Annotated in this window: 23 protein-coding genes; 14 read left to right on the top strand and 9 right to left on the bottom strand. The window is 70.2% G+C overall.

All coding sequences use genetic code 11. The features are described 5' to 3' along the window. The first annotated feature begins 244 nt into the window (after window positions 1–244). Genes FKO37_RS31645 through FKO37_RS31635 form a run of 3 tightly spaced genes read left to right on the top strand, consistent with a single transcriptional unit; the run spans window position 245 to window position 5,814 of the window. Entirely contained in the window at window positions 245–2,092 is a 1,848-nt protein-coding gene (locus FKO37_RS31645) for an alpha-L-fucosidase (protein ID WP_238606873.1), read from the top strand. A 9-nt stretch (window positions 2,093–2,101) separates the two neighbouring features. After that, window positions 2,102–3,973: a beta-N-acetylglucosaminidase domain-containing protein gene (locus tag FKO37_RS31640; protein WP_238606872.1), complete on the top strand. Its 1,872-nt coding sequence runs from the start codon at window positions 2,102–2,104 to the stop codon at window positions 3,971–3,973. An 11-nt stretch (window positions 3,974–3,984) separates the two neighbouring features. Further along, the gene (locus FKO37_RS31635; RefSeq protein WP_238608363.1) at window positions 3,985–5,814 is read left to right on the top strand and encodes a beta-galactosidase; all 1,830 of its coding nucleotides are present in this window, start codon (window positions 3,985–3,987) and stop codon (window positions 5,812–5,814) included. A gap of 31 nt (window positions 5,815–5,845) precedes the next feature. Here FKO37_RS31635 and FKO37_RS31630 read toward each other — a convergent pair whose 3' ends face one another. Continuing rightward, window positions 5,846–6,328: an Lrp/AsnC family transcriptional regulator gene (locus FKO37_RS31630; protein WP_134662247.1), complete on the bottom strand. Its 483-nt coding sequence runs from the start codon at window positions 6,326–6,328 to the stop codon at window positions 5,846–5,848. 60 nt (window positions 6,329–6,388) lie between these two features. Between FKO37_RS31630 and FKO37_RS31625 the strand changes: the two genes are divergently transcribed. Further along, a complete protein-coding gene (locus FKO37_RS31625; RefSeq protein ID WP_238606870.1) occupies window positions 6,389–7,405 on the top strand; it encodes a Glu/Leu/Phe/Val dehydrogenase dimerization domain-containing protein in 1,017 nt (338 codons plus the stop codon). A gap of 56 nt (window positions 7,406–7,461) precedes the next feature. Here FKO37_RS31625 and FKO37_RS31620 read toward each other — a convergent pair whose 3' ends face one another. After that, window positions 7,462–7,617 carry a hypothetical protein gene (locus FKO37_RS31620; protein ID WP_086024889.1) on the bottom strand — a complete coding sequence of 52 codons (156 nt, stop codon included), beginning with the start codon at window positions 7,615–7,617 and terminating at the stop codon, window positions 7,462–7,464. 331 nt (window positions 7,618–7,948) lie between these two features. Here FKO37_RS31620 and FKO37_RS31615 point away from each other — a divergent pair, with 331 nt between their 5' ends. Beyond that, window positions 7,949–8,320: an STAS domain-containing protein gene (locus FKO37_RS31615; protein ID WP_238608362.1), complete on the top strand. Its 372-nt coding sequence runs from the start codon at window positions 7,949–7,951 to the stop codon at window positions 8,318–8,320. 132 nt (window positions 8,321–8,452) lie between these two features. Further along, window positions 8,453–9,415 carry a TIGR03557 family F420-dependent LLM class oxidoreductase gene (locus FKO37_RS31610; RefSeq protein ID WP_238606869.1) on the top strand — a complete coding sequence of 321 codons (963 nt, stop codon included), beginning with the start codon at window positions 8,453–8,455 and terminating at the stop codon, window positions 9,413–9,415. A gap of 256 nt (window positions 9,416–9,671) precedes the next feature. On the opposite strand, the gene FKO37_RS31605 is transcribed toward FKO37_RS31610, so the two are convergent. Beyond that, complete coding sequence (locus FKO37_RS31605) at window positions 9,672–10,763, bottom strand: Vms1/Ankzf1 family peptidyl-tRNA hydrolase (RefSeq protein ID WP_238606868.1); 1,092 nt, start codon at window positions 10,761–10,763, stop codon at window positions 9,672–9,674. 33 nt (window positions 10,764–10,796) lie between these two features. Then, window positions 10,797–12,089, bottom strand: a complete 1,293-nt coding sequence (locus FKO37_RS31600; protein ID WP_238606867.1) for an NAD(P)/FAD-dependent oxidoreductase — start codon at window positions 12,087–12,089, stop codon at window positions 10,797–10,799. Window positions 12,090–12,203: 114 nt separating this feature from the next. On the opposite strand from FKO37_RS31600, the gene FKO37_RS31595 reads away from it, so the two are divergent. Together FKO37_RS31595 and FKO37_RS31590 are read left to right on the top strand one after the other, a co-directional pair. After that, window positions 12,204–12,665: an SRPBCC family protein gene (locus tag FKO37_RS31595; RefSeq protein ID WP_134730148.1), complete on the top strand. Its 462-nt coding sequence runs from the start codon at window positions 12,204–12,206 to the stop codon at window positions 12,663–12,665. Between the two features lie 50 nt (window positions 12,666–12,715). Further along, window positions 12,716–13,222 carry a type 1 glutamine amidotransferase domain-containing protein gene (locus tag FKO37_RS31590; protein ID WP_043840094.1) on the top strand — a complete coding sequence of 169 codons (507 nt, stop codon included), beginning with the start codon at window positions 12,716–12,718 and terminating at the stop codon, window positions 13,220–13,222. Window positions 13,223–13,311: 89 nt separating this feature from the next. On the opposite strand, the gene FKO37_RS31585 is transcribed toward FKO37_RS31590, so the two are convergent. Next, complete coding sequence (locus tag FKO37_RS31585; RefSeq protein ID WP_238606865.1) at window positions 13,312–14,664, bottom strand: cytochrome P450; 1,353 nt, start codon at window positions 14,662–14,664, stop codon at window positions 13,312–13,314. Here FKO37_RS31585 and FKO37_RS31580 point away from each other — a divergent pair. The 5 genes from FKO37_RS31580 to FKO37_RS31560 all read left to right on the top strand — a co-directional run bounded on the left by FKO37_RS31580 (window position 14,663) and on the right by FKO37_RS31560 (window position 18,083). Continuing rightward, on the top strand, window positions 14,663–14,899 hold the full coding sequence (locus tag FKO37_RS31580; RefSeq protein ID WP_037812953.1) for a hypothetical protein: 237 nt from the start codon (window positions 14,663–14,665) through the stop codon (window positions 14,897–14,899). The two genes, FKO37_RS31585 and FKO37_RS31580, sit on opposite strands and share 2 nt — an antisense overlap. A 61-nt stretch (window positions 14,900–14,960) precedes the next feature. Further along, window positions 14,961–15,362, top strand: a complete 402-nt coding sequence (locus tag FKO37_RS31575; protein WP_051728945.1) for an STAS domain-containing protein — start codon at window positions 14,961–14,963, stop codon at window positions 15,360–15,362. Window positions 15,363–15,510: 148 nt separating this feature from the next. Beyond that, window positions 15,511–16,551, top strand: a complete 1,041-nt coding sequence (locus FKO37_RS31570) for an ANTAR domain-containing protein (protein WP_238606863.1) — start codon at window positions 15,511–15,513, stop codon at window positions 16,549–16,551. Between the two features lie 370 nt (window positions 16,552–16,921). Continuing rightward, a complete protein-coding gene (locus FKO37_RS31565; protein ID WP_200864586.1) occupies window positions 16,922–17,071 on the top strand; it encodes a hypothetical protein in 150 nt (49 codons plus the stop codon). A 91-nt stretch (window positions 17,072–17,162) separates the two neighbouring features. Then, a complete protein-coding gene (locus FKO37_RS31560; protein ID WP_238606861.1) occupies window positions 17,163–18,083 on the top strand; it encodes a universal stress protein in 921 nt (306 codons plus the stop codon). Here the strand turns inward: FKO37_RS31560 and FKO37_RS31555 are convergent. Beyond that, window positions 18,080–18,682, bottom strand: a complete 603-nt coding sequence (locus tag FKO37_RS31555) for an endonuclease (protein WP_238606859.1) — start codon at window positions 18,680–18,682, stop codon at window positions 18,080–18,082. The genes FKO37_RS31560 and FKO37_RS31555 overlap by 4 nt on opposite strands. A 34-nt stretch (window positions 18,683–18,716) precedes the next feature. Further along, window positions 18,717–19,151: an anti-sigma factor gene (locus FKO37_RS31550; RefSeq protein WP_238606858.1), complete on the bottom strand. Its 435-nt coding sequence runs from the start codon at window positions 19,149–19,151 to the stop codon at window positions 18,717–18,719. A 127-nt stretch (window positions 19,152–19,278) separates the two neighbouring features. Between FKO37_RS31550 and FKO37_RS31545 the strand changes: the two genes are divergently transcribed. Beyond that, on the top strand, window positions 19,279–19,752 hold the full coding sequence (locus FKO37_RS31545; RefSeq protein WP_037812946.1) for a hypothetical protein: 474 nt from the start codon (window positions 19,279–19,281) through the stop codon (window positions 19,750–19,752). A gap of 75 nt (window positions 19,753–19,827) precedes the next feature. Here the strand turns inward: FKO37_RS31545 and FKO37_RS31540 are convergent, their stop codons facing one another. Both FKO37_RS31540 and FKO37_RS31535 read right to left on the bottom strand, forming a co-directional pair. Then, window positions 19,828–22,383 (bottom strand): polynucleotide kinase-phosphatase, encoded by a 2,556-nt coding sequence (locus tag FKO37_RS31540; protein ID WP_238606856.1) that lies wholly within the window; start codon window positions 22,381–22,383, stop codon window positions 19,828–19,830. Then, a complete protein-coding gene (locus FKO37_RS31535) occupies window positions 22,380–23,789 on the bottom strand; it encodes a 3' terminal RNA ribose 2'-O-methyltransferase Hen1 (protein WP_238606855.1) in 1,410 nt (469 codons plus the stop codon). Before FKO37_RS31535 ends, FKO37_RS31540 begins: the two co-directional genes overlap by 4 nt. Window positions 23,790–23,870 lie beyond the last annotated feature (81 nt).

Genomic DNA, 23,870 nt, shown 5'->3' with positions numbered 1-23,870 from the left:
AACACGCGGTCACCGGGCGATCTCGACGTCGTGCGCACGATCGGCGTGATCCATCAGATCACTGGGCCTCCGCCAGGTCCGCCGCGGAGCCGCGAGCAGAAGGCTTGGAACAGCGCTGATCCAAGCCTCGGCGGCTGGGTGAAAGCGGGACTTCCTCCGCCGATTAGGTCTAGACATCCGATGGATACCCGACTTACGCTCCCCGCCGTCACCGTTCGGTCACGGATCCGACAGGAGGACCGCCGTGTCGATACCCGCGAGCCTGGCGCTTGCCGCGGTACTGGCGGCCGGGGGGACCGCCGTTCCCGCCGCCGCGGAAACAACCGCCTGCCATGGGCCGATCCGGCCGGCCGCGATTCAGGCAGTGCAGTCGTGCGACGGCATGGACCGGATTCTCGCCAAGGCCGCCGCGACCGTGCCGCGATCCGGGCAGATTGCCTGGCAGCAGCGGCCGGTCACCGCGTTCACGCACTTCGGCATGAACACCTTCACCGACCGGGAATGGGGTTCCGGCGCGGAAAAGGAGTCGACGTTCGCGCCCGCCGCGGTCGACACCGACCAGTGGATGCGGTCGATGAAGGCGGCCGGCGTGACGCAGGTGATGCTGACCGCGAAGCACCACGACGGGTTCGTCCTCTATCCGACGCGCTACACGAATCACTCCGTCGTCGCGAGTCCGTGGTGGGTCACGCCTGGATGTGCCGACGACGCGGTGACGAAGGCCCGTGCGGCGGCGCAGAACGGGCGGGCGCAGGATCCGTCCGCGTACTGGCAGGTCCGCGCAGCCGGGTGCACCAATCCGCGGGGCGACATCCTGCGCGATTACGTCGATTCCGCGCGGAAAGCCGGGCTGAAGGTCGGCGTGTACCTGTCGCCGGCGGACGGCGCCGAGTTGCCCAAGGAGTTCTTCGCGGACCAGGTGAAACGGGTCGAGGCGAAGGTCGCCGCGGGGCAGCCGTTGAGCATCGAGGAGCAGGCGACTTACGACGACCGCGCGAACACGCCTGCTGGTCAGGGGCGGTACGGCACGGGCAGCGCGGCGAAGGTCCGCACCATTCCGTCGCTGGTCCCGAACGACGACCGCGCCGCGGCCCTCGCCGCCGGGAAACTGCCGAAATTCACCGTGACCGAGGACGATTACAACACCTATTACCTGAACCAGATCTACGAACTGTTCACGCAGTACGGGCCCATTGACGAGCTGTGGCTGGACGGGGCGAATCCCTGGCGCGGCAACGGAATCAGCGAAACCTACGATTTCACGACCTGGTTCCGGATGATTCACGCGCTGTCGCCGGACACCGTCACGTTCGCCGGACCGGCGGGCGTGCGCTGGGTCGGCAACGAGCGGGGCCAAGCTCGGGAGACCGAGTGGAGCGCGTTGCCGACCACGGGCGATCCGAACACCGCGCACAACGAGGAGTTGTTCGTCGGCGGCGCGGAGGGCGCCGATCTCGGGTCGCGGCAGGTGCTCGCCGACCCGTCCGTGCGGTACCTGGAATGGGCACCGGCCGAAGCTGACGTATCAATCCGGCCGGGCTGGTTCTACCACCCGGACGAACAACCGAAAACGCCCGCGCAACTCGTCGATCTTTACCGCGCCTCGGTGGGACGCAATGCCTCGTTGCTGCTGAACGTTCCGCCTGGCCCGGACGGTCGCGTCGCTCCGGCCGATGCCGCCGCGTTGGCATCCTTCGGGCAAACCATCGCCAGGACACAGTCCGTGAACCTCGCCGCTGGCGCGCGAGGGTTGGACGCGGTCACGGATTCCTCGCTGACCACGTCGTGGTCGCCGCCGCGCGGTGCGCTCGCCGGGACGATGGACGTGGTGTTGCCGAAGGCGGCCACCTTCGACCAGGTCCGACTGGGGGAAGACATCACCCGCGGTCAGCACGTCGAAGGCGCGACCGTACAGGCCGAAGTGGACGGTTCCTGGCGCACGATCGCGACTGTCACCACGATCGGTGCCAACCGTCTCGTCACTCTTCCGTCGCCGGTCACCGCCCGCCACCTGCGCGTGGTCGTCACGCAGTCGCGGGCGACACCGTACCTGGCTACCTTCGCGTTGTACCGCACTGTCCCCGCCGCCTGAGAGGAAGTCATGACTCTACGCCGCAGAGTTTGGCTCGCCGCTGCCGTCGCGACGAGTGCTCTGACCATCGTCCAACCGGCCTCGGCCAAGCCGGGTCCGGTACCGGTGGTTTCCCCGACGCCGCAACAGATCGACCGCGAGGCTGGCGACGTGTCGCTGCCGTCCTCGGTGGGACTGGTCACCGACAGCACGACTGACGGCCCGGCCAAAGATCTCTTGCTCGACCTGTTGAAACAGCACGGAGTCAAGAAGATCAGCACGGGATCGCAGCGCGGGTTCGTCATCCGGCTCAGCAATGGCGGAGACGCGCCAACGCAGGCGGAGGGCTATTCGCTTGCTGTGCGCCGCGACGGCGTGACGATCAAGGGCAGGGATGGTGCCGGGCAATACTACGGCGTGCAGACGTTGCGGCAGCTGTTCGTCCGAAGTGGACACAGCTGGGCATTGAGCGGTGTCGCGGTACGAGACTGGCCGAACATGGCGCTGCGCGGGTCGATCGAAGGCTTCTACGGTCCACCGTGGACGAACGACGACCGGGTGCGGCAGATCAAGTTCCTCGGCGAAACCAAGGCGAACACCTACATCTACAGCGCGAAGGACGACGCGTATCTGCGGGCACAGTGGCGGGATCCGTATCCGCAGCAGGAGTTGGCCGCGCTCGGCCAGCTTGTCCGCACAGCGAACGCGAACCACGTCGACTTCACCTACGCGTTGTCGCCCGGGGTCTCGATCTGCTTCTCGTCGCCGCAGGACGTCGCCGCGGTGAAGGCGAAATTCCAGGCGGTGTACGACCTCGGCGTGCGCTCGTTCTCCTTGCCGTTCGACGACATCTCGTACACCAAGTGGAATTGCGCTGGCGACCAGGCGGCGTTCGGCGCGCCCGGTCAGGCCGCCGCGGGCAAGGCGCAGGTTTCGTTGCTCAACGAGATCACCAAGAACTTCGTGAAGACGCACGACGGCGCCCGTCCTTTGCAGACTGTGCCGACGGAGTACAGCGACCTCAAGGACTCGCCGTACAAGACGCAACTGCGGGAGAACCTCGACCCGTCCGTAGTCGTGCAGTGGACCGGCACCGCAGTGGTGCCGCCGAGCGTGACGAACGACGAAGCGCAGCAGGTGTCCACTGTGTACGGGCGAAAAGTGTTCCTCTGGGACAACTACCCGGTCAACGATTACGAGCAGTCTGCCGGACGGTTGCTGCTCGCGCCGTACGCGCATCGCGAAGCGGGGCTGTCGAAATATCTCAACGGGATCGTCTCGAACCCGATGAACCAGGAGGCGGCCAGCGAGGTCGCCGAGTTCGGGGTCGCCGACTTCTCCTGGAACGACGCGGGCTACTCGCCGGAGCGCTCATGGCCGCAGGCGCTGGCCCGGCTCGCGGGCGGCGACCAACGCGCGACCGCGGCGCTGAAGGTGTTCGCGGACCTCGAACACCTGGCACCCGTCTTCGGGCCGACGCCGTGGCAGCCGCAAGCGCCGGTTCTCGCTGCCCGGGTCGCCGAGTTCTGGCAGCACTGGAATGCCGGCGACCACCGCGCGCTGGACAAACTGCGCTCGTACGCCGAACAGATCCGCAACGCTCCCGCCGTGATCCGGGGCGGGCAGGTGCAGAGCGCGTTCGTCAGCGAGGCGGGCCCGTGGCTGGACGCGACCGCGCTCTGGGGCGACGCGATGGTGACCCGGCTCGACGCCCTCGCTGCGGCGACCCGAGGCGACGACGCCACGGCCCAGCGCCTGACCGCGGCCGCGGACACGCTGGTCAAGCGGGCGGAAGCGGTGAAGACCGGCAACAGCAACCGGTGGGGCGTGCGGCAGGCCCTCGTGGGCGACGGGGTGCTCGACGCGTTCCTCGTCCAGGTCCGCGCGGTGACGGCCGGATGAGCGGGGGAGGGATGGACGTGAGCAGGAGGAGCTTCCTCGGCGGCGCGGCCGCGGTCGCCGCGAGCACCGTGTTCGCCGGCCCGGCGGGTGCGGCCGGCCGGCGCGGGCTGAGCGTGTCCGGCGACCGGTTCTTGCTGGACGGCAAGCCGTTCCAGATCGTTTCCGGCGCGATCCATTACTTCCGGCTGCGCCCGGACCAGTGGCACGACCGGCTGTCGCGGCTCAAAGCGCTGGGCCTCAACACCGTCGAAACCTATGTGGCGTGGAATTTCCATCAGCCGGCGCCCGGCCGAGCGAATTTCCGCGGCGACCGCGATCTCGCGGGATTCATCCGGATCGCCGGCGACCTCGGTTTCCAAGTCATCGTCCGCCCGAGCCCGTACATCTGCGCGGAATGGGAATTCGGCGGCCTGCCCGCCTGGCTGCTCGCCGACCGCGACATGGAGCTGCGCTGCGCCGATCCGGCTTACCTCAAGGCCGTCGACGCGTGGTACGACCAGCTGATCCCGCAGCTGGCCCCGCTGGAAGCGCAACACGGCGGCCCGGTCGTGGCCGTGCAGATCGAGAACGAATACGGCAGCTACGGCAACGACACGAGCTATCTCGCACACCTGCGGGACAGCCTGCGCGCACGCGGAATGACCAGCCTCCTGTTCGTCGCTGACGGTGCTTCCGAATTCTTCATGCGCTTCGGCGAGCTGCCGGGAACGCTGGAGGTCGGCACCGGCGACGGCGACCCAGCGCCGAGCATTGCTGCGCTGAAAGCCTTCCGTCCCGGAGCACCGGTCATGATGGCCGAGTACTGGGACGGCTGGTTCGACCACTGGGGCGAGGCGCACCACACCACCGATGCGCAGCAAACCGCTGCTCACATCGATCAGCTGCTGGCGACGGGTGCGTCGGTAAACCTGTACATGGCCTGCGGCGGCACCAACTACAGTTTCACTGCTGGCGCCAACACCTCCGGGCTGCAATATCAGCCCACCGTGACCAGCTACGACTACGATTCCCCGGTCGGCGAGGCAGGCGACGTCGGCGCGAAGTTCACCGCGTTGCAGTCGGTGATCACCAAGTACACCAAGCAACCAGTCGTCCCGCCGCCCGCTCGCTCGCCGCGCCAGCCCGCGCAGTCGGTCACTCCGTCCGGCTCAGTGTCCCTTCTGGACTCGCTGCCCGCTCTGTCCACAGTGGTCCGCTCGGCCCAGCCGGTCTCCATGGAACGACTGGGACAGTCGACCGGCCTGATCCACTACCGCACGACCGTGCAAGGCCCGCATTCCGGCCCGCTGAGCATCCACGGCCTGGCGGACCGCGCGCTGGTGTTCGCCGACGGGGTGCAGCTGGGGATCCTGGACCGCAACCGTCCGGACGCGACGCTGGACCTGAAGCTGGAGAAACCGCGGACCCGCCTGGACATCCTGGTCGACCCGATGGGCCGGGTGAACTACGGCCCGTACCTGGCCGATCGCAAGGGCATCGACGGCTGGGTCGCGATGAACACGCAGCAGAAGCTGTTCGGCTGGGAGATCCGCCCGCTGCCCCTGGACGACCTGTCCCGGCTGCGGTTCTCGTCCGCTCCGCCGGGCACCGGCCCGGCCTTCCACCGCGCGACCGTCGCGGTCGCCGAGCCCGCGGACGGGTTCGTCGCCCTGCCCGGCTGGGAGAAGGGCGTGGTGTGGCTGAACGGGTTCAACCTCGGCCGGTACTGGAAGATCGGGCCGCAGAAGGCGCTGTACGCGCCGAAGTCGTTGTGGCGGAAGGGGAAGAACGACCTGGTGGTGCTGGAAATGCATCATCCGGGGACGGTGATCGAGATCCGTCCGGAGGCCGACCTGGGCTGAGGGCGAGCCGTCCCGGCCGATCGCCGAGGGGTCACTGCTCCCCGGCGAGGTTCTCGATCGCCCGCTTCCGGCTGTGGTCGAACACGATCGAACTGCGGAACTGCACGACTTCCTTGCGGCTGCTGAGATCCTCGACGAGGAACGTGTGCAGCCGGGAGACGTCCGGGACCGCGACGTGCAGCAGGAAATCGTCGCCGCCGGCGAGCACGAAGACGGCCATCACCTCGGGCATGGCGAGCGCGTCGCGGCGGAAGCGGTCGATGATCGGCTGGCTGAGCGGGCGGATCTGGGCGAACACCATGGCCTGCACCGACCGGCCCAGCGCGGGCAGGTCGACCTCGGCGTGGAATCCGGTCAGCACCTGGCGCGCCTGCAGCCTGCCGATCCGGTCGGAACAGGTCGACGCCGCGACGCCGACGCGCTCGGCCAGGTCGCGCATCGGGATCCGGGCGTCCTGCTGGAGTTCGCGGACGATGAGGCTGTCAATCCGATCCAGGTTCGGAGATTCGCTCATCTGCCGAACATATCACCGTCGTTGCTCCGACCAGGCGGTGGAAGGGGCAGTGTTGCGTCCGTGAACCGAACAGAGAGTTTCGCCGGGGAAGCACTGCAGGTCGTCCGCGGGTCTAGGTCGGGGGTCGCGATCGCCGTCGCGATCCATTCGACGGCGCGCGGTCCGGCGATCGGCGGGTGCCGGATCAAGGCGTACCCGTCGTGGCGGGACGGGGCGGACGACGCGCTGCGGCTGTCGGCGGCAATGACCACGAAGTGCGCACTGGCCGGTCTTCCCTACGGGGGTGGCAAAACCGTGGCGGCGCTGCCCGCGGAAGGGATGGACCCGGCGCGGCGGCCGGACCTGATCGCCGACATCGCCGAGGCGATCGCCGCGCTGGGCGGGCGGTACCGCACGGGGCCGGACATCGGGTCGACGTCCGAGGACATGGCGGAGATCCACCGGCTCGCGCACGGCTGGGCGTTCTGCCGTCCGGAGAGCCAGGGCGGCAGCGGGACGTCGAGCGTGGCGACGGCGAGGGGAGTCTTGGCGGCGCTTGAAGCCGGGGTCGCGCCGGGCTCAGTCGACGGGTTGCGGATCGGCGTGCTCGGATTCGGCAGTGTCGGGCGGTTGATCTGCGAAGCGCTGATCGAGCGCGGCGCGAAGGTGGTGGTCACCGACGTCGACGAGGGGCTGCGGCCGGTCGCGGAACGGCACGGTGCCGCTTGGACCACGGCTGACCTGGTACGGGAGCAGTTGGACGTGCTCGTGCCTGCGGCGACGGGCGGCTTGCTGACGGTCGAGTCGGCGGCCGCGTGCGGTGCGTCGCTGATCGTGGGACCGGCGAACAACCAGATCGCCGCCGAGGAGGTAGCGACGGTGCTGCGCGACCGGGGAGTCACATGGATTCCGGATGTCGTCGCGAGTGCGGGCGGGATCATTCACGCCGTCGGCCGCGAAGAACTCGGAATGGACGAGGCGGCGGTGAACGCGAAGATCGACGCTATCGGCGACACGACGAATTCAGTACTGGCGCTTGCCCGGGAACGGGAGTGGACGACAGTGCGGGCCGCCCGGGAACTGGCGGCGCTCGCCTGAACGAAGAGCACGCCAAGGCTCTGGGAGCCTTGGCGTGCATTTCCTTTTCCGTGAGGTCAGTACCAATGCGCGCGGCCGCCGATACGGCGTCCGGTCCCGCCGAGCACCGCCAGGATCGCGCCGATCACTACGAGGGCGATCCCGATGCTCCACAAAATCTGGATCGAGGTGATGAACCCGATCACGAGCAGAATGACGCCGAGAACAATCACGGGGAGAACCTCGTCTTTCTTCTCTCGGTGGGGAATGTGGCGTGCTCACTCCCGGATACCCTCACTCGCTCGAGTGAAACATGACTTCGGCGGAGAATGCGGTCCGCGGGCATTCCCGGACACGCACCGTGAATTTGTCACCGCGTTGATCGGTTCGACGGCAGGAATTCAGGCAAATGGCGTAAGGGAGCGCGCCGGCGCCGGGGCCGCCGGGAAACCGGACGAAGCGGCTGATTCCCCGCTCGCCTGCGTCGGCGCGCCCGGACGGGCATCATGGGGTGGTGGCCGGGCCGCCTGCCCGGCAGGAACGACCGAGGACGGGACCGTGACGATGGACGAGCCGACCGACCCCAGTGCCGACCCGGCGCGCGACTTCCGCGTCGAGCGAGCGGACCGGCCCCCGGTCGCGGTGCTGGCGGTGTACGGCGAGGTCGACATGGTCACCGCGCCGCTGCTGACCGCCGCGGTCGACGAGGCGCTCGCCGGGGCCCCGCCGATGCTGGTGCTGGACCTCGCCGCGGTGGAATTCCTGGCCTCCGCCGGGCTGACCGCGCTGGTGACCATCACCCAGCACCGGGCGTCCGGAGCCAGCCTGCGGATCGTCGCGTCCGGCCGGGCGACGATGCGGCCCATCCAGCTCACCGGGCTGGAGCAGACCCTGCCGCTGTACTCGACCGTCGACGCGGCGCTGGCCGGGTCCTGACCTGGGAAGTCTCCTTCGGACAGACAGCACGGGTGAACTCGCCGCGCACCGGGTAACCGGGCGGCGGAGAGGTTCCGGGGCAGCCGCAAGCGCTGGCGCCGCGAGCAGAAAGCCCGTCGAACGGGGGAGAACATGCGCATCGGCTACACCTTGATGACTGAACAGACCGGGCCGCGCGAGCTGGTCGGCTGCGCGACCGCCGCTGAGCAGGCCGGATTCGACTTCGCGGCCTGCAGCGACCACTATTCGCCGTGGCTGGCCGAACAGGGGCACGCACCGTACGCGTGGAGCGTGCTCGGCGCGGTGGCCCAGGCGACCGAACAGCTCGAACTCATGACGCTCGTGACCTGCCCGACCATGCGGTACCACCCGGTGGTGGTCGCGCAGAAGGCCGCGACGGTGCAGTTGCTGTCCGACGGCCGCTTCACCCTCGGGCTCGGCTCGGGGGAGAACCTGAACGAGCACGTCGTCGGCATGGGCTGGCCGTCGGTGTCGGTCCGGCACGACCGGCTCGCCGAGGCCGTCCAGATCATCGGCGGCCTGTTCGACGGCGGAACGTTCACCTACACCGGAAAGCATTACCGGGCCGACGGGGCGAAGCTGTGGGACCTGTCGCCGACCCGGGTGCCGATCGCGATCGCGGTGTCCGGCCCGAAGTCGGTGAAGCGGTTCGCGCCGGTGGCCGACGCGATGGTCGCGGTCGAGCCGAAAGCCGAGCTGTGCACGGAATGGGACCACGAGCGGCTCGGACCGCCGACGCGCAAGATCGGGCAGCTGCCGGTCTGCTGGGACCCGGACCGCGGGGCGGCGATCCGGCGGGCGCACGAGCAGTTCCGGTGGTTCGGCTCGGGCTGGCCGGTGAACACGGAACTGCCGGGAACGCAGGCCTTCGACGCGGCGACCCAGTACGTGCGCGAGGACGACGTGGCGGCGGGGATTCCGTGCGGTCCGGATGCCGGGCCCATTGTGGACGCGGCGAAGCAGTTCGCGCAGGCCGGGTTTACGGATCTGGCGTTGGTGCAGGTTGGTGGGCCGGAGTATCAGCCGGAGTTCATGAAGTTTGCGGAGCGGGAGTTGTTGCCTGCGTTGCGGTAGCGGATCGAGGGAGCTGGGCCCGGGTGTCGAGGCGCCCGGGCCCAGCTGTGGGTCACGGGTGTCGCAGCAGCGCCCCGAATCCGTCGGTCAGGTCGAGGTGCTCGTCGTGCAGGCCGGGTTCACGGATCTAGCGTTGGTGGGCCGGAGCATCAGCCAGAGTTCATGAAGTTCGCGGAGCGGGAGTTGTTGCCTGCGTTGCGGTAGCGGATCGAGGAAGCTGGGCCCGGGTGTCGAGGCACCCGGGCCCAGCTGTATGTCACGGGTGTCGCAGCAGCGCCCCGAATCCGTCCGCCAGGTCGAGCCGTTCGTCGATCACCACGACGTCCGCGCCGACTGCCACCGCTGCGTAGGGCAGGGCTTCGTCCGCGCGTCGACGGGCTGGGTCGGCCACACCGAGTGCGTCCAAACGGGATTGGGCGACGCCGACCTGCGTCGGTTCCGAACCGGTGTACACACTGGCCTCGCCGGAGTCGCCGACCAGCAGCGTCTCGACATTCGCCTCCGCCAGCGCCGCGGTGACGGCGGACAATCCCGTGACCGCCAGGGCCGATTCGCGAGCGGCGTCGGCACGGAAGCGTTCGGCAAGATCGTCCAGCTCGCGCAATCGTTGCCCGGTAAGCACTTCGTGCACGGCCCGGTCCAGTTCGGCCCGGCCGGCGCCGGAGGCTCGGCTGCCCGCGTCGACCTCCGCGGCGAGCGAACGGGCCGGTTCGGGCAGGCGCTCGTGCAGTTCGGTGCGGGCTTGGACCTCGCCGGCCAGCACGATCGCTCGCGGCCGCACGCGTTCGGCGGTCTTCGCGAGGTGATCGGCGACCTCCGAAAGGTTGTTGTGCGCGGTCTGCTCCGCATGCGACTGGATGTCGCGGTGCGCGGGACCGCCGCCGCGAACCTTGTGCACCGGGTGCTCCTGCCCGTGCACGGTCTCGGTTTCGACACTGCCGTCCGGCCGGTGCACCTCGATGTCCGCGCCGGTCCGGTCGACGAGCACCACCAGATGCGCGGGCGCTTCTTCCAGATGGCTCACGGTCGGCAGGAAGTACGGCAGCGCGGAGAACCGCGCCACCTGCGTCGGCGGCGGAGCCGCGAGCCGCCGGTCGAGCAGGACGTTGCCGTGCGCGGCGACGAGCGTGCGCCCGGCCCGGCCGACCGGCGGCGAGCTTTCTTCAACGGCGCGCAGGACGGCATCGACGCTCGGCCGGTCGGCGCCCTGGTCCTCGAGCGCGGCCTCGATCTCCTTGAGCCGCAACCGCAATTGCTTCGCCGCGTCCTCGGTGTCGTGCGATTCGTCGAAGTGCACCGAGACGAACGGTCCGTCGGTCAGCAGCGCGCGCAGTTCGTGTGTGTCCATTTCGGATTCTTCCTCCCAATTTTCGGGACAGCCTCACCGGGTTCGCGGCAGCTCGGGCGAGGCGGTGTCCAGCGGGACCCCGCCGGAACGGACGAGTCCCAGCTGGACAGTCTGTCGCCGGCCCGCCTTCTCCAGCGCCCAGTCGGTCGCGGTGCGCAGGCGGTTTCCCGGCAGCGACAGCAGGTGGTAGCCGCGGGTCACCAGCCGGGCGGGAAGGCCCGCCAGCGGGATGTGCAGCGGATTGGCCGCGCCCTGGCCGGACCCGAGGTCGACCGCGAAGCCGAGGTCGTGGTGCCGGTACTTGCGCGCGCGGCCGACGCCGAGCGACGCGGCGACGTTGTTCCCGGCCAGTTTTCCTTGCCGCTGCGCGTGTTGCGCGGTCATCGGCGTGGTTTCGCCGGGGCGGGTCAGGTCCGGCACCGCCGCCGCGTCGCCGCAGGCGAACACGTCGTCGCGGCCCGGCACGTTCAGCTCCGGCGTGACGACCAGCCGGCCCTTCACGGTTTCCAGGCCGAGGTCGGAGACCAGCGGATCGGGGCGGACGCCCACGCACCACACGAGCGTGTGCGTCGGGACAGCGTCGCCGGTGGTCAGCGTGACGCCTTCGACGTCCGCCTGGTCGACCGAGGTCTTCATCCGGACCTCGACGCCGCGCTCGCGCAGCACCCGGTCGGCGGTGGCGCCGAGCCGGGGGTCCAGTTCGGGCAGCACGCGTTCGGCGATGTCCAGCAGCAGCCAGCGAATCTGCTGCCCTTCGAGTTCGGGGTGGCGGCGCGCGAGGGCGGCGGTGAACTCCGGGCCCTGCGCGGCGACCTCCGTGCCGGTGTACCCCGCGCCGACGACGACGAACGTGCACCGCGCGTCGCGCTCGGCCTGGTCGTCGGTCGCGGCGGCCAGTTCGATCTGCCGGGTCACGTGGTCGCGCAGGTACAGCGCTTCGGGCAGGCCGCGGAATCCGTGCGCGCACTCGGCGACGCCGGGGATCGGCAGCAGCTTGTTGACGCTGCCCGCGGCGAGGATCAGCCGGTCGTAGTCCAGCTTCCGCTCGCGGTTCTCGGGGTCGGTGTAGGTCACGGTGCGGGCGTCGAGGTCGACCGATCCGGCGGTGCCCAGCGCCAGCCGCACGCCGCGCAGAGTGTCCGGAATGGACACCGCGACGTGCCGGGGGTCGACGATCCCGCTGGCCACCTCCGGCAGCAACGGCAGGTACAGGAAATAGTCGGTGGGGTTCAGCACGACGATCTCGGCGCGGTCCCCGAGGGTGCGCAGCAGTTTGTGCGCCGCGTGGTACCCGGCGAACCCGCCGCCGACGATCACGACTCGCATGGGCGGCCTCCTTTCGCTCGACGGGTACCCGGAGCGCGGCCGCGCAATCGCGCCGGTTTCGCCCCGCCGCGTCCCGGGCACCCGGGTCCGGTACCCGATGGCGAGGAGGAGCGCATGAGCAGCACGATCACCGAAATCGTGGACGTGGACGTCCCGGTGTCGACCGCGTACAACCAGTGGACGCAGTTCGAATCGTTCCCCGAGTTCATGGAGGGCGTGGAGGAGATCCGCCAGCTCGACGCCACGCACACGCACTGGGTGACCCGGTTCGGCGGCGTCGGCAGGGAGTTCGACGCGACGATCACCGAGCAGCACCCGGACGAGCGGGTCGCGTGGCGCTCGGATTCCGGGCCGGACCACGCCGGGGTGATCACCTTCCACCGGCTGGGGGACACCAAGACGCGCGTCACCGCGCAGATGGAGCTCGACCCCGAGGGCCTCGCCGAGAACGCCGCCGACAAGCTCGGCATCCTCGACCGGCGCGTGAAGGGCGACATGCTGCGGTTCAAGCAGTTCATCGAACAGCGCGGACGCGAAACGGGCGCGTGGCGCGGCGACGTGGAACGCCCGAGCTGATTCGCGGGGTAGCGAACCCCGCACAAGATCCGTAGCGAAAGGAGAACAGCATGGCCCGCGTGGCAGTGCTCGTGGACGAAATGACCGAGGACGACGAATTCCGGGTGCCGTGCGAGCGGTTGCGCTCCGCCGGGCACGAGCCGGTGGTGGTCGGCCTGGCGAAGGGCAAGAAGCTGACCGCGTTGCACGGCACCGAAATCACGACCGACCAGGCCGTGGACGACGTGGCCGCGGCGGACTTCGACGCGGTCGTGGTGCCCGGCGGGTACTCGCCGGACAAGATCCGCACCAGCGAGCCGATGGTCGCGCTGGTCCGGGAAACGGCCGCCGCGGGCAAGCCGGTCGCGGCCGTGTGCCACGGTCCTTGGCTGCTCGCCGAGTCCGGATTGGCGCGCGGCCGGACGGTGACGTCGTGGCCGTCGCTCCAGACCGACCTGCGCAACGCCGGTGCGGAGTGGGTCGACCGCGAAGTCGTGACGGACGACGGCGTGATCACGTCGCGGAATCCGGACGACCTGCCCGCGTTCTGCGACGCGCTGCTGGAACGGCTGAAGTAGAGCTGGACGTACGTGAGGGGAACCCTGAAGGAATCAGATTCCTTCAGGGTTCCCCTCACGTATCTCTGTTTCGCCGTGGCGGCTAAGGCTCAGGACAGCGCGAACCGGATGCCGAAGTGGTTGAGTGTCGCGGGGAGCCGCCCCGGCTGGAGGCCGGCGGCGGTGCCTCGCGGCGCGAAACCCGCTTGCTGCAACAGAGCGGCGAGCAGCGTTGACGCGGTGAAGAGCACGACGTCGCGGCCCGGGCACACGCCCGGCCCGGCGCTGAACGGCACGAGCGCGGGATTGGCTTTGGCGCGGCCGTCCAGCCAGATGTCCGGGACGAAGGAATCCGCGTACGGCAACGTTTCCGGGTCGCGATGGAAGAACGGCGTGTAGATCAGGAACGACGTTCCCTCGGGGCCCCACGCGGTGTCCTCGGTGCTTTCGCGCAGCAGAGCGGGTGTCGTCGGCCAGAGCCGGATGGACTCCAGGACACAGGCGCGCAAGTACGGAAGCTGTTGCGGCTTCGAGAGATCCGCTTCGGCGACTTCCCGGCGGGCCTCGGCGAGCTCGTCCGGATGCGTTGCGAGCAAGGCAAGTGCGCGCAGGGTGGCGATCGCGGCGGCGTCGAAGGCGAACAGCCAGTGCGGCACCTGCCCGGTCGGGTCGTCCTCCTCATCGGCCGGCTGGTTCGCCATCGCCGCGCCGAGGCTGCCCGGGCGGTCCAGGCCGAGCTGACGGTCGAGCAAAGACTGGAACTGGCGGCGCTGGTCCTCGCGGCGCGGGTGCGCGAAGGCCCAGTTGGCGTTGAGCCGCAGCTGGTCCAGCAGATCGGTGACGCGCCGGTCGGCCGTGGTGTCGCCGCCGAGCACGATCTTGCGGATGATCGTCCAGAAGTGCTCGGTGAACTGGGTCGCGTCGAGGTCGGGGAAGCCGGAAAGCATTTCGTGCGCCTCGGTGCGGATGGTGTCTGCCCAGGTGCCCGCGAGTTCGTGTGCGGCCCGGCCTGGTTCGAGGACGGTTTCGTTGAGCTTCCGCCGCCGCGCGCGGTTGGCGCCGCCGGAGATCAGGACGCCGTGCGGCTGGAAATGGCGCAGGGCCGCGTCTTTTTCAGTGGTGTCCGGGCTGAACGGGCTCGGCGTGCCCGCCAGCAGCGAGCCGACGTGGTTCGCCTCGAGCACCAGGCGGAACGAGCGGCCCGGGACCGGCAGGTCGAGCGGACCGGGCCCGTAGCGGGCGCGCAGGTCGTGCAGCAGGCGGATGCCCGAGCGGTCGACGTGCAGTTTCTGCGCCGCGGCCATCGCGCGGGGGCGGCGTTTGATCAGTCCGATGCCGACGGTGGGGGCGACCACCCGCGCGAGGATGCGTCCGGTGTCGCGGGCCGACGCCCGCTGCGGGCGGATGTCGGCCGGGGGCAGTTCGGACAAGTCCGGGCTCGCGGTCGCGTGGGTAGTCGCCATGCTGTTCGGATACCCGGGCCGGTCCGGGCGAAACCTGGCGATGCTCGTGTCCATTGTGGACGATTGGAACCGCCAGGTGCGGAACGGTTCCGCGGGCGAGAGCGAGGTCCGGACAGTCCACAATGCCGTCGGCGGGGCCGGATTCGGGCTGGTCGCGGGCACTGCGCTGCGGTACCGTCGTCTCAGGAGCGGTTCAGCCCACGTGCCGTCGCCTTACCCCAAGCGGCCCGCTTGATCCGGGCCCGGGGCCGGGCCGCACTGATTCGGCCCGGTCTCGCATCCGCGAGGAGGGCTCGATGCACGAAACGTTTGCTTGCCTGCCGGGCGCACCGGCGAGAATCGCGATCACCGCCACCGCCGGCGAAACCGTCGTCGCGGTGTCCGACGAACTGGACCGGCGCTCCACCGACCGGCTCCGCGACGTGCTGGCCGAGGAGACCGCGCTGGGCCCGCCGAAGGTGGTCGTCGACGTCTCCGGCCTCACGTTCTGTTCGGTCAGCGGCCTGGAAGTACTGGTCGAAGCCGCGCGGGAGGCGTCCCTGGCGGGCGTCGCGTTCGTCGTGGTCGCCGCACAGCACGCCGTCCTGCGGCCGCTGCGCGTTCTCGGGCTCGACCGGGAGCTGCGGGTGGTCGAACGCCTCTCCGACGCCCTCGCGCCGAGCGCTGCCCCGAGCACGCTGGCGGCTGACGTCCGTTAACCCCGTTCGCCCGGCCCGGCCCGCTCAGCGGGCCGGGCTCGAACTGTGCCCGTGAGCTGGGCGGAGCCGAGCGAGGACCCTGCCGCGCGCCCGAGATCCGAGTACCGTGGCAAGCGCTGGAGAACGTCCGGGCCGAAGGGAGGTAACCGTGGAGGGCGGAACGGTCGATTGCTCGGCCGTGGTGCGGCTGAGCGGCGACCCCACGGGGTTGCGCGGAGAGGTGGGCAAGGCGCTGGCCGCGGAGCCGCGGACGGTGGTTTTCGAGCTGAGCGAGCTGACCTCGTTCTCCCGCGAAGACCTCGCAGCGCTGCGCGAGACCGCCCAGCCGAGCGAAGCGGTCTTCGCCTGCCAGGAGGGCGGGGTGGCCCGCCAGGTGCTCGAGGAGGAGGGCGTCCTGTTCTCCGATTCGGCGTCCGAGGCGCTGGCGTACGACGACAAATCGCTGCGGCCGTCCGGCGAGCGGTTCCGGACTCTCACGGAGATGCTTCTGGCGGCGCGGAGCGTCGGCGATGTCCTGCAGCTGATCGTGGACGCGACGGCTTCGCTGGTGCCCGCCGCGGATCTGGTGTCGATCACCCTGCGCGCGCCGGACGGCAACTTCCACACCGCGGCCTACACCGATCCGGCGGCCGCCGACCTGGACCTGCTGCAGTACAAGCTCGAGGAAGGCCCGTGCCACGACGCGGCGGTGCCGGACCGCCCCGAGTTCCTGGAAGCCGCTGACCTGCGCCGGGACGCACAGTGGCCGCGGTGGTCCCCGGCGGTAGCCGAGCTGGGCTGGCGCGCGGTGCTGGCGACCGCACTGGCCGACGACGCCGTGGCGCGGTTCTCCGGCGCGCTCAACCTCTACTCGCGCACTCCCGGCGGCCTGACCGATGCCGACCGCGACGTCGTGCTGCTCCTGGCCAGCCACGCGACCCTCGCGGTGGCCGAAACGGACGCGGTGACCCGCAACGAGCTGAACCAGGCCCAGTTGCGGCGCGCGCTGGACAGCCGCGACGTGATCGGCCAGGCGAAAGGCATCATCATGGCGCGCCGGGGGCTCGACGCGCAGCAGGCGTTCGACCTGCTGCGCCGGACCTCGCAGCAGCTGAACGTGAAGCTGGTCCACCTGGCGGGCACGCTCGCCGCCCGGCACGAGGAACTGGACGGGCCGATCGCGGAGCTGGGGGAGCCCGACCCGGTGTGACGGCCGGGGCGTCGCGGGCGGGGTGTCGAGGGCACTGGCCGGGCGATCGCGTGGCGGGGATGGTTTTTGCCGGTTGAGCAGCGGCTGGCTTCCGGCTCTCTGCGTGGGGAACGGCCGGGGACGTGGGCTCGGGTGATCGCGAGTCGGGCACGGCTTCCTGCTTGCTGAGCTCCGGGCGCGGGCTTCCGGCTCTCGTCGCGGTCGGGGGCGTCCGATACGGGTTTCGCTTCCTCAGCAGCAGACGCAGCGTGCGGAGCACGGACTCGGTTTCCCCACTCGGGCAGCGCGACTGACCGCCGAATACGAGGTGTCCGGAGCCGCTCCGCCGGGTAGCCGGGGACGGAGGATTCGACTGAGGAAGGAGCCCGTCATGGTGCACCCCGTGCCGCCCGGACCGGAGCCCGTCCCGTCGCCGCCGGAGCCGGTGCCGCCGTTCCCGCCGGAGCCCGCCCCGCCGCCGCGTCCCGGGCCGGGACCGTTGCCGCCGCCGGAGCCGCCCGTCCCGCCGAAGCCGCGGTGACGGGGTAGCCAGCTTGGGCGCGGGGCCCGATTGCCGGGCGAGGCGACCGGGTACCTCCCGGGAAAGCGCCGCACGGGAACGGAGGCCGGTGATGGACGAAGCGGACCGGGCCGAACCGGGAGTCGTGGTCGGGGACGACGGATCCGACGGCGCCCGCCTGGCCGTCGACTGGGCGGCCGCCGAGGCGGAGGCGCTCGGGACCTGTCTCGTGCTCGTCCGGACGATGACGCTGCCGATGCCGAACGTGGACTTCGTGCCCGGCGTGATCACCCCGGTCGCGGGCGAGATCGTGGCCGATCAGTCCGTGGTGGACTACGCGGAGAAGGAGCTGGCCGAGGTCGCCGCCGAGATCGGCCGGAAACGGCCGGGGCTGCCGGTGCGCACGCGGGTGCGGTTCGGCCGGGCGAGCTGGGAACTGGCGGACATCGGACGGCAGGCGGAGCTGATCGTGGTCGGCGCGTCCGGCCGCGGCGGGCTGCCCCGGCTGCTGCTCGGGTCGACCGCCTCGCAGGTGGTGCACACGAGCGCGCGTCCGGTCGTCGTGGTCCGTCCGTCGGGGAAGAAGACCGGGCGCGTCGTGGTCGGCGTGGACGGATCGCCGGCGAGCGTCGCGGCGGTGCGGTACGCGTACGACTTCGCCGACCGGCACGGTTGCGCCTTGCACGCGGTGCACGTGTGGTCGGAACCGCCGGAGGACGTCTTCGGCCCGGCCCGCTCCGGCGGCGAGGGGCAGCAGACCCCGGAGGACGAGGGCGAACGGCTGCTCGCGGAATCGCTGACCGGTCTCGGCGAGCGGCATCCGGACGTCGTGGTGCGGCGGGAGGTCGCGCTCGGCAGCGTGGCCGAGGTGCTGCTGGACCACGCGGAATCGGCGACGCTGCTGGTGGTCGGCGGGCACGGTCGCGGTGCGTTGCGGGGTGCGTTCCTCGGTTCGGTGAGCCACGCGATGGCCTATCACGCACCGTGCCCGGTCGCGATCGTCCGGGAGGGCGTCGAGGAACACCCGGGCTAGCGCTGCAAGCTCCGCCGCACCAGCGCTGCCGCCAGCCGGGCCGGATCTTCGCCAGGCACCAGTTTCGCGAGACGTTTCGGATCGTCGGGCAGACCGGCTTTCTTCGCGCCGGCCAAGGCTTTTCGGTCGAAGTACGGGCGCAGCCACGGCCACACCGCCTGTGCCTCGCGGCAGAAGATCTGCGCGCCGGTCGGGCCGATCCGGGGGAACTCGGCGATGAGCTTTTCCAGCCGTCGCGGGTCGCCGTCGGCGGCGTCGGCCATGCGGCGCAGATCGTCGCGATACTGGTCGCGGATGAACTCGGCGCCTTCGCCGAGGTGGTGCGAAGTGCTTTCGTCATACCGGACGTAGTGGGCGCGGCCGAGCGCGTCAACGCGTTGCTGCCACGTGGAATCGCGCATCGCGGCCGGGGACCGCCAGCCCGAACGGGAGAGTTCGCGTGCGGCGGCGACCGCGATGCCGGCGCTGATCCGCGTCGACAACAGGGTGGCGAGAACCAGCAACCGGTACAGCGGCTGCGGTTTGTCGGCCAGCTTGATCCCGGCTTCCTCGGCGAACGTCGTGCCGTGTTCGGCGAGGAGTTCGTCCACTCGGCGCATGCGGGCCGGTTTCCCGTTCGGGCGGAAGCAAAACTCAGCGCTGGTCAGGGAAAGGTTCCTTGGCGAACTCGACGCACAGCCGCCAGCCGTCCGTGCCGGGCGCGGGTTCGGTCCAGGCGTCGAGCGCGTCGGTCAGCGCGCGCAGGATGTGCCAGCCGACCTCGTCCGGTCCGGGCGGGAACGCCCACGACGACGTGGTGGCGACGGTGACCGTCATCCGGCCGGCGCAGCGGAACGCGCATTCGAGAACCGCGCCGTCGTCCGCCCGGCGGGCCTGCGCCGCCACCGCCTCGTCCACGGCCAGCCGGAGATCGGCCACCTCGTCGACGGTGAACTCCGCCGGGGCGGCGACGTCCTCGGCCACCATCCGGGCGAGGAAGAGCAGTTCTCCGTGTGCCGGAAGACGCAGCTCGACCACGGGGGAAACCGCGGCCAGCACGCCCGTTCCGTCCGTGTCGCGCTGAACCATGCGTTTCGGGTTACCCCGTCCGCGCCCCGCCAACCATCCCCGTCCGGCGGCACCCGAACGGCCCGTTTCCGGCGCGGCACGGCGGGTAACCGGGGGATCGGAGCACGCAGGGAAAGGAGTACCCGGCATGAGCACCAACGCATACCTCTCGTTCCTCGCGATCGGGATCGCGCTGGTCCTGGTGGACGGCCAGATCATCTACCGCAGCGGCCGCCGTTACCTCGCGAACGCCTACGGGGACCCCGGAGCCGGTGCGTCGATGACCCGGCTGGTGACCGTGTTGTTCCACCTCGTGACCCTGGGCGTCCTGGCCCTGGTGTCGCTCGTCGACCTCGGCGGCAGCGACTTGCCGGGCGTGGTCGGCCGGGTGGGCGTGCTGTTGCTGATCCTGGCGTTGGCGCACGCGGCGACGCTGGGTGCGCTGGCGCGGATTCGCGGGGAGCAGGACGTGGCGGACGCGATCGCGCATCGGGACGAGCGGCGGGCGCGCCGGTCGGAGACGGACCTGCAGGCTCCGACGGTGACGCCGGTGCCGGGTCAGGAGGGCCGGCATCCGGATGTGAGCCCGTCGTTGGAGCAGCGGTCGCCGTATACGGCTTGAGTGAGTGCGCAGGGACCGGTGCGTTTCCGCGAAAACACCGCGGAAACGCACCGGTCTCTCTGTATGCCGCACTGTCTACAAGCGAGGGTCGACCGGCTCCGATTCCAAGGCCAGCACGGCGAAAACGCACTCGTGCACGCGCCACATCGGCTCGTCGCGGGCGAGTCGGTCCAAGGCTTCGAGGCCGAGGCCGTACTCCCGCAGCGCCAGCGATCGCTTGTGGCCGAGGCCTCGTTGCCGCAGCCGGGTCAGGTGGCGTTCTTCGGTGTAGTCGGGGCCGTAGATGATCCGCAGGTACTCCCGTCCGCGCACCTTCAGCCCTGGCTGCACCAGCCCGCGCGAGCCGCGGACCAGGTTGGCGGCCGGTTTGACCACCATGCCCTCGCCGCCGTTCGCGGTGAGTTCGGTCCACCAGTCGAGGGCCGCCGCGACTGAGGCGGGGTCGGTGGTGTTGACCGGCAAACGTCCCGTCGGGGCCAGGAAACCGTCGCTGCTTTCGACGAGTCGGTCCGCCAGGGCGAGATGCCAATCGTGCGGCCGCTTGTGGTGGGCCTGGCCCGCCGACGCCAGCACCTGGAACGGCGCGAAGCGCACGCCGTCGAGGCCGTCGGTCGGCCAGCAATAGCGTCGGTACGACTCGGCGAACGCGTCCGCGTTGGTGGCGCGGGAACGCGTGCGCTCCAGCAAAGCGGACACGTCGAGACCGGACTTCTCAGCGGCGGCCAGCGCACTCACGGCAGCCGGGAGAGCCGAGCGCGCAGCAGCGCCGACCGCCGCGTACTGGTCGCGCAGCAACTGCTCGGCCTTCACGCTCCACGGCAGCAGTTCGCCGTCGAGCAGCAGCCAGTCTGAGCCGAGTTCGTCGAACAGACCGGCCTTCTCCGCGGCCGCGCGGATGCGGTCGACCGCTTCGGCCGTAAGCGTTTCGGGGAAGAAATGCCGTCCGGTCCGCGTCCACACCGCGCCGAGGGCGTCGCCGGGTGCGCCGAAGCGGGCGCGGGCCGCGTCGAGCGAGCGGCACACGAGGGCGACGGCGCGCGAACCCATGTGCTTTTCCTCGCACACCACGGAATCCACGCCTTCCGCGCGGAAATAGTCGAACGCCTGCGAAGGGTGTTCCAGCAGCCCGTCGGCCGTCGCGGTGGCGACCGGCGACATCGTCGGCGGCAGGTAGACCAGCCAGCGCGGGTCGATCGCGAACCGCGACATCACCTCCAAAGCCGCCGCGGCGTTCTCCTCGCGGACGCCGATCCGCTTCTGGTAGGCAGTCTCGATCACGCGGCGGCCCAGGACGTCGGTGACGTCGAGAACGCCCGGGTCGCGCCGTGCGACCGGCTCCGCGGCGGCCGGGTTGGCGGGGAACGGCTTGGCGGGCTCGTAATAAACCTCGGCCGCCGGGACGGAGACGATCTCCTTTTCCGGATACCGCAAGGCCGTGAGCGTCCCGCCGAACACGCAACCGGTGTCCAGGCACAGGGTGTTGTTCACCCATTCCGCGGAGGGCACCGGGGTGTGGCCGTAGACGACCATCGCGCGGCCGCGGTACTCGTTCGCCCACGGATAACGCACGGGCAGGCCGAATTCGTCGGTCTCGCCGGTGCTCTGCCCGTACATGCAGAAGCTCCGCACCCGTCCGGACGCGCGGCCCTGGAAGCGTTCGGTGATCCCCGCGTGCGCGACGACCAGCTTGCCGCCGTCCAGGACGTAGTGGCTGATCAGGCCGTCCATGAATTCCTGTGCTTCGGCCCGGAACTCGGCCGTCTCCGCCGCGAGCTGCTCGATCGACTCCGCGAGCCCGTGCGTGACCTGCACGTTCCGGCCGCGCAGCGCGCGCAGCAGCTTGTGCTCGTGGTTTCCGGTGACACAGAAGGCATTTCCCGCGCGGACCATGCCCATGACGAGCCGCAGCACGCCCGGCGTGTCCGGGCCGCGGTCGACGAGATCGCCGACGAACACCGCCCTTCGCTCCGGATGCCGCGCCCCGATCGCACGGCCCTCGTCGTCGCGCTCGACGGCATAGCCGAGTTCGCCGAGCAGCGCTTCAAGCTCTACGCGGCAGCCGTGGATGTCGCCGACGATGTCGAACGGCCCGGTCTCGTGCCGCAAGTCGTTGTACAGCGGGACGCGCGTGATCGTCGCCTCTGCGGTCTCCTCCGGCGTACGCAAGACGTGCACTGTCCGGAAGCCTTCCTTCTGCAGACTCCGCAACCCGCGGCGCAGCTGATCTCGCTGCCGCCGGACCACGTGCGCGCCGAAGGTCCGGTCCGGGCGCTCGGCGTTGCGCGCGACGCACAGTGATTCCGGCGGGTCCAAAACGATCGCCACCGGCAGGACGTCGTGTTCCTTCGCCAGCGCGACCAGCGATTTGCGCGAGTCGGGCTGCACGTTGGTGGCGTCGATCACGGTCAGCCGTCCGGCGGCGAGCCGCTTGCCGGCGATGTAGTGCAGGACGTCGAAGGCGTCGTTGGTCGCCGACTGGTCGTTCTCGTCGTCGGACACCAGCCCGCGGCAGAAGTCCGACGAAATCACCTCGGTCGGCTTGAAATGCGCGCGGCCGAACGTCGATTTGCCGGACCCGCTCGCGCCGACGAGCACGACCAGGCACAAATCGGGGATCTCAAGGGTGCTCATGCCGCGTCTCCTTTCGTGAACAGGGCCAGCTGCGTCGCCGGACCGACCTCGGGGTCGTCGGAACCGACCGGCAGCATCCGCACGCCGTAGCCGTGACTGCTCGCGACCCGCTCCGCCCACACGCGGAACTCGGCGCGCGTCCACTCGAAACGGTGGTCGCGGTGGCGCAGCTTGCCCGCGGGCAGCGACTCGAAACGCACGTTGTACTCGCGGTTGGGCGTGGTCACGATGACCGCTCGCGGCGCGGCGAACTCGAACACCGTGCGCTCCAGCGCTTCGAGCCGCGGCGGGTCGACGTGCTCGACGACCTCCATCAGCACCGCCGCGTCGAGCCCGGCGAGCCGGTCGTCGCGGTAGGTGAGCGAGGACTGCAGCATTTCCAGCCTCGAACGCTCCATTTCGGACCTGCGCTCCAGCCGCAGCTTCCGCGCCGCGACCTGCAGCGCGCGAGCCGAGACGTCCGTAGCCACGATCCGCTCCACCGACTTCTCGGCCAGCAGATCGCGCACCAGCGCGCCCTCGCCGCAGCCGAAGTCGCCGACCGAACGCGCTTGCAGCGACCGGAGCACGGCCATGATCGTGCCGCGCCGCTGCTCGGCCAACGGCACCGGACGATCCGGCGCTTCGAGGACCGCGGGCGCAGCGAGCGCGTTGTCGATTTCCTCGGGCTCGGAATCGTCCACTTCGGCCAGCCGCGTCAACGCAGCGGTCGTCAATGCCCGGCGATGCGCGAGGTAGCGGCGGGTGATCAGCTCCTTCTCGGGATGCCCGGCGAGCCAGTCGCCGCCGGCGCGCAGCAGCTTGTCGATCTCCTCTTCGCTGACCCAGTAATGCTTCGCGTTGTCGAGGACCGGAAGCAGCACGTAGACGTGGTTGAGCGCGTCGGACAGCCGGAACTCGCCGGTGAGCCGCAGGTCGACATAGCGTGAATCGCCCCACTGCGGGAACTGCGGATCCAGCGGAAGCACGGTGGCCTCGACCGTCCAGCCGAGCGGTTCGAACATCCGGCGCACCAGGTCGGCGCCGCCCGGACACGCGGGCACCCGGATGTCGAGCGGGATCGCAGCGGCCGCCAGCTCCGGATGCGACTTGCACCGCCCGGCCAGCGCGGTGCGGAAAACTTCCTTGAGCGCCACGGAAAGCAGGCTCGACGCGGCATAGGGACGGTCGTTGACGTACTGGCCGAGCGTGAACCCGTCGCCGGCACCGGTCTTGCCGCGCACCAGCGCCACTGGGTCGACCTCGAGCATGAGCGCGGCGGTGCACCGCTCGTCGGACGTCTCGGGGTAGAAGACGTGCGCTTGCCCGGCGGAGTGCTCGAACGACTGCACCCGGCCCGGGTGCTTGTGCAGCAGGTACCCCAGGTCGGACGCGGGCTGGTGGGTGGTGGTGACTGTCAGGAACACCAGGGGAGTATTCCGGATGGCATTCGCCCGTGTCGCGGGAGTTTCCGGATGTGTCTTTGATGACGTCCAGCGCCGGTAACG

The organism is Amycolatopsis sp. Poz14, from assembly GCF_006704225.1.
Lineage (GTDB): Bacteria > Actinomycetota > Actinomycetes > Mycobacteriales > Pseudonocardiaceae > Amycolatopsis > Amycolatopsis nivea.
This window is presented reverse-complemented; position numbering and strand designations above follow the sequence as displayed.

What these genes read in the sequence shown, in the direction of transcription:
- FKO37_RS31600 (WP_238606867.1), bottom strand. Translation starts at nt 12,089, where the DNA reads ATGCGAGTCGTGATCGTCGGCGGCGGGTTCGCCGGGTACCACGCGGCG.
- FKO37_RS31580 (WP_037812953.1), top strand. Translation starts at nt 14,663, where the DNA reads ATGCTGTTCGGATACCCGGGCCGGTCCGGGCGAAACCTGGCGATGCTC.
- FKO37_RS31640 (WP_238606872.1), top strand. Translation starts at nt 2,102, where the DNA reads ATGACTCTACGCCGCAGAGTTTGGCTCGCCGCTGCCGTCGCGACGAGT.
- FKO37_RS31540 (WP_238606856.1), bottom strand. Translation starts at nt 22,383, where the DNA reads ATGAGCACCCTTGAGATCCCCGATTTGTGCCTGGTCGTGCTCGTCGGC.
- FKO37_RS31605 (WP_238606868.1), bottom strand. Translation starts at nt 10,763, where the DNA reads ATGGACACACACGAACTGCGCGCGCTGCTGACCGACGGACCGTTCGTC.
- FKO37_RS31590 (WP_043840094.1), top strand. Translation starts at nt 12,716, where the DNA reads ATGGCCCGCGTGGCAGTGCTCGTGGACGAAATGACCGAGGACGACGAA.
- FKO37_RS31555 (WP_238606859.1), bottom strand. Translation starts at nt 18,682, where the DNA reads ATGCGCCGAGTGGACGAACTCCTCGCCGAACACGGCACGACGTTCGCC.
- FKO37_RS31585 (WP_238606865.1), bottom strand. Translation starts at nt 14,664, where the DNA reads ATGGCGACTACCCACGCGACCGCGAGCCCGGACTTGTCCGAACTGCCC.
- FKO37_RS31615 (WP_238608362.1), top strand. Translation starts at nt 7,949, where the DNA reads ATGGACGAGCCGACCGACCCCAGTGCCGACCCGGCGCGCGACTTCCGC.
- FKO37_RS31560 (WP_238606861.1), top strand. Translation starts at nt 17,163, where the DNA reads ATGGACGAAGCGGACCGGGCCGAACCGGGAGTCGTGGTCGGGGACGAC.
- FKO37_RS31550 (WP_238606858.1), bottom strand. Translation starts at nt 19,151, where the DNA reads ATGGTTCAGCGCGACACGGACGGAACGGGCGTGCTGGCCGCGGTTTCC.
- FKO37_RS31610 (WP_238606869.1), top strand. Translation starts at nt 8,453, where the DNA reads ATGCGCATCGGCTACACCTTGATGACTGAACAGACCGGGCCGCGCGAG.
- FKO37_RS31575 (WP_051728945.1), top strand. Translation starts at nt 14,961, where the DNA reads ATGCACGAAACGTTTGCTTGCCTGCCGGGCGCACCGGCGAGAATCGCG.
- FKO37_RS31545 (WP_037812946.1), top strand. Translation starts at nt 19,279, where the DNA reads ATGAGCACCAACGCATACCTCTCGTTCCTCGCGATCGGGATCGCGCTG.
- FKO37_RS31565 (WP_200864586.1), top strand. Translation starts at nt 16,922, where the DNA reads ATGGTGCACCCCGTGCCGCCCGGACCGGAGCCCGTCCCGTCGCCGCCG.
- FKO37_RS31630 (WP_134662247.1), bottom strand. Translation starts at nt 6,328, where the DNA reads ATGAGCGAATCTCCGAACCTGGATCGGATTGACAGCCTCATCGTCCGC.
- FKO37_RS31595 (WP_134730148.1), top strand. Translation starts at nt 12,204, where the DNA reads ATGAGCAGCACGATCACCGAAATCGTGGACGTGGACGTCCCGGTGTCG.
- FKO37_RS31635 (WP_238608363.1), top strand. Translation starts at nt 3,985, where the DNA reads ATGGACGTGAGCAGGAGGAGCTTCCTCGGCGGCGCGGCCGCGGTCGCC.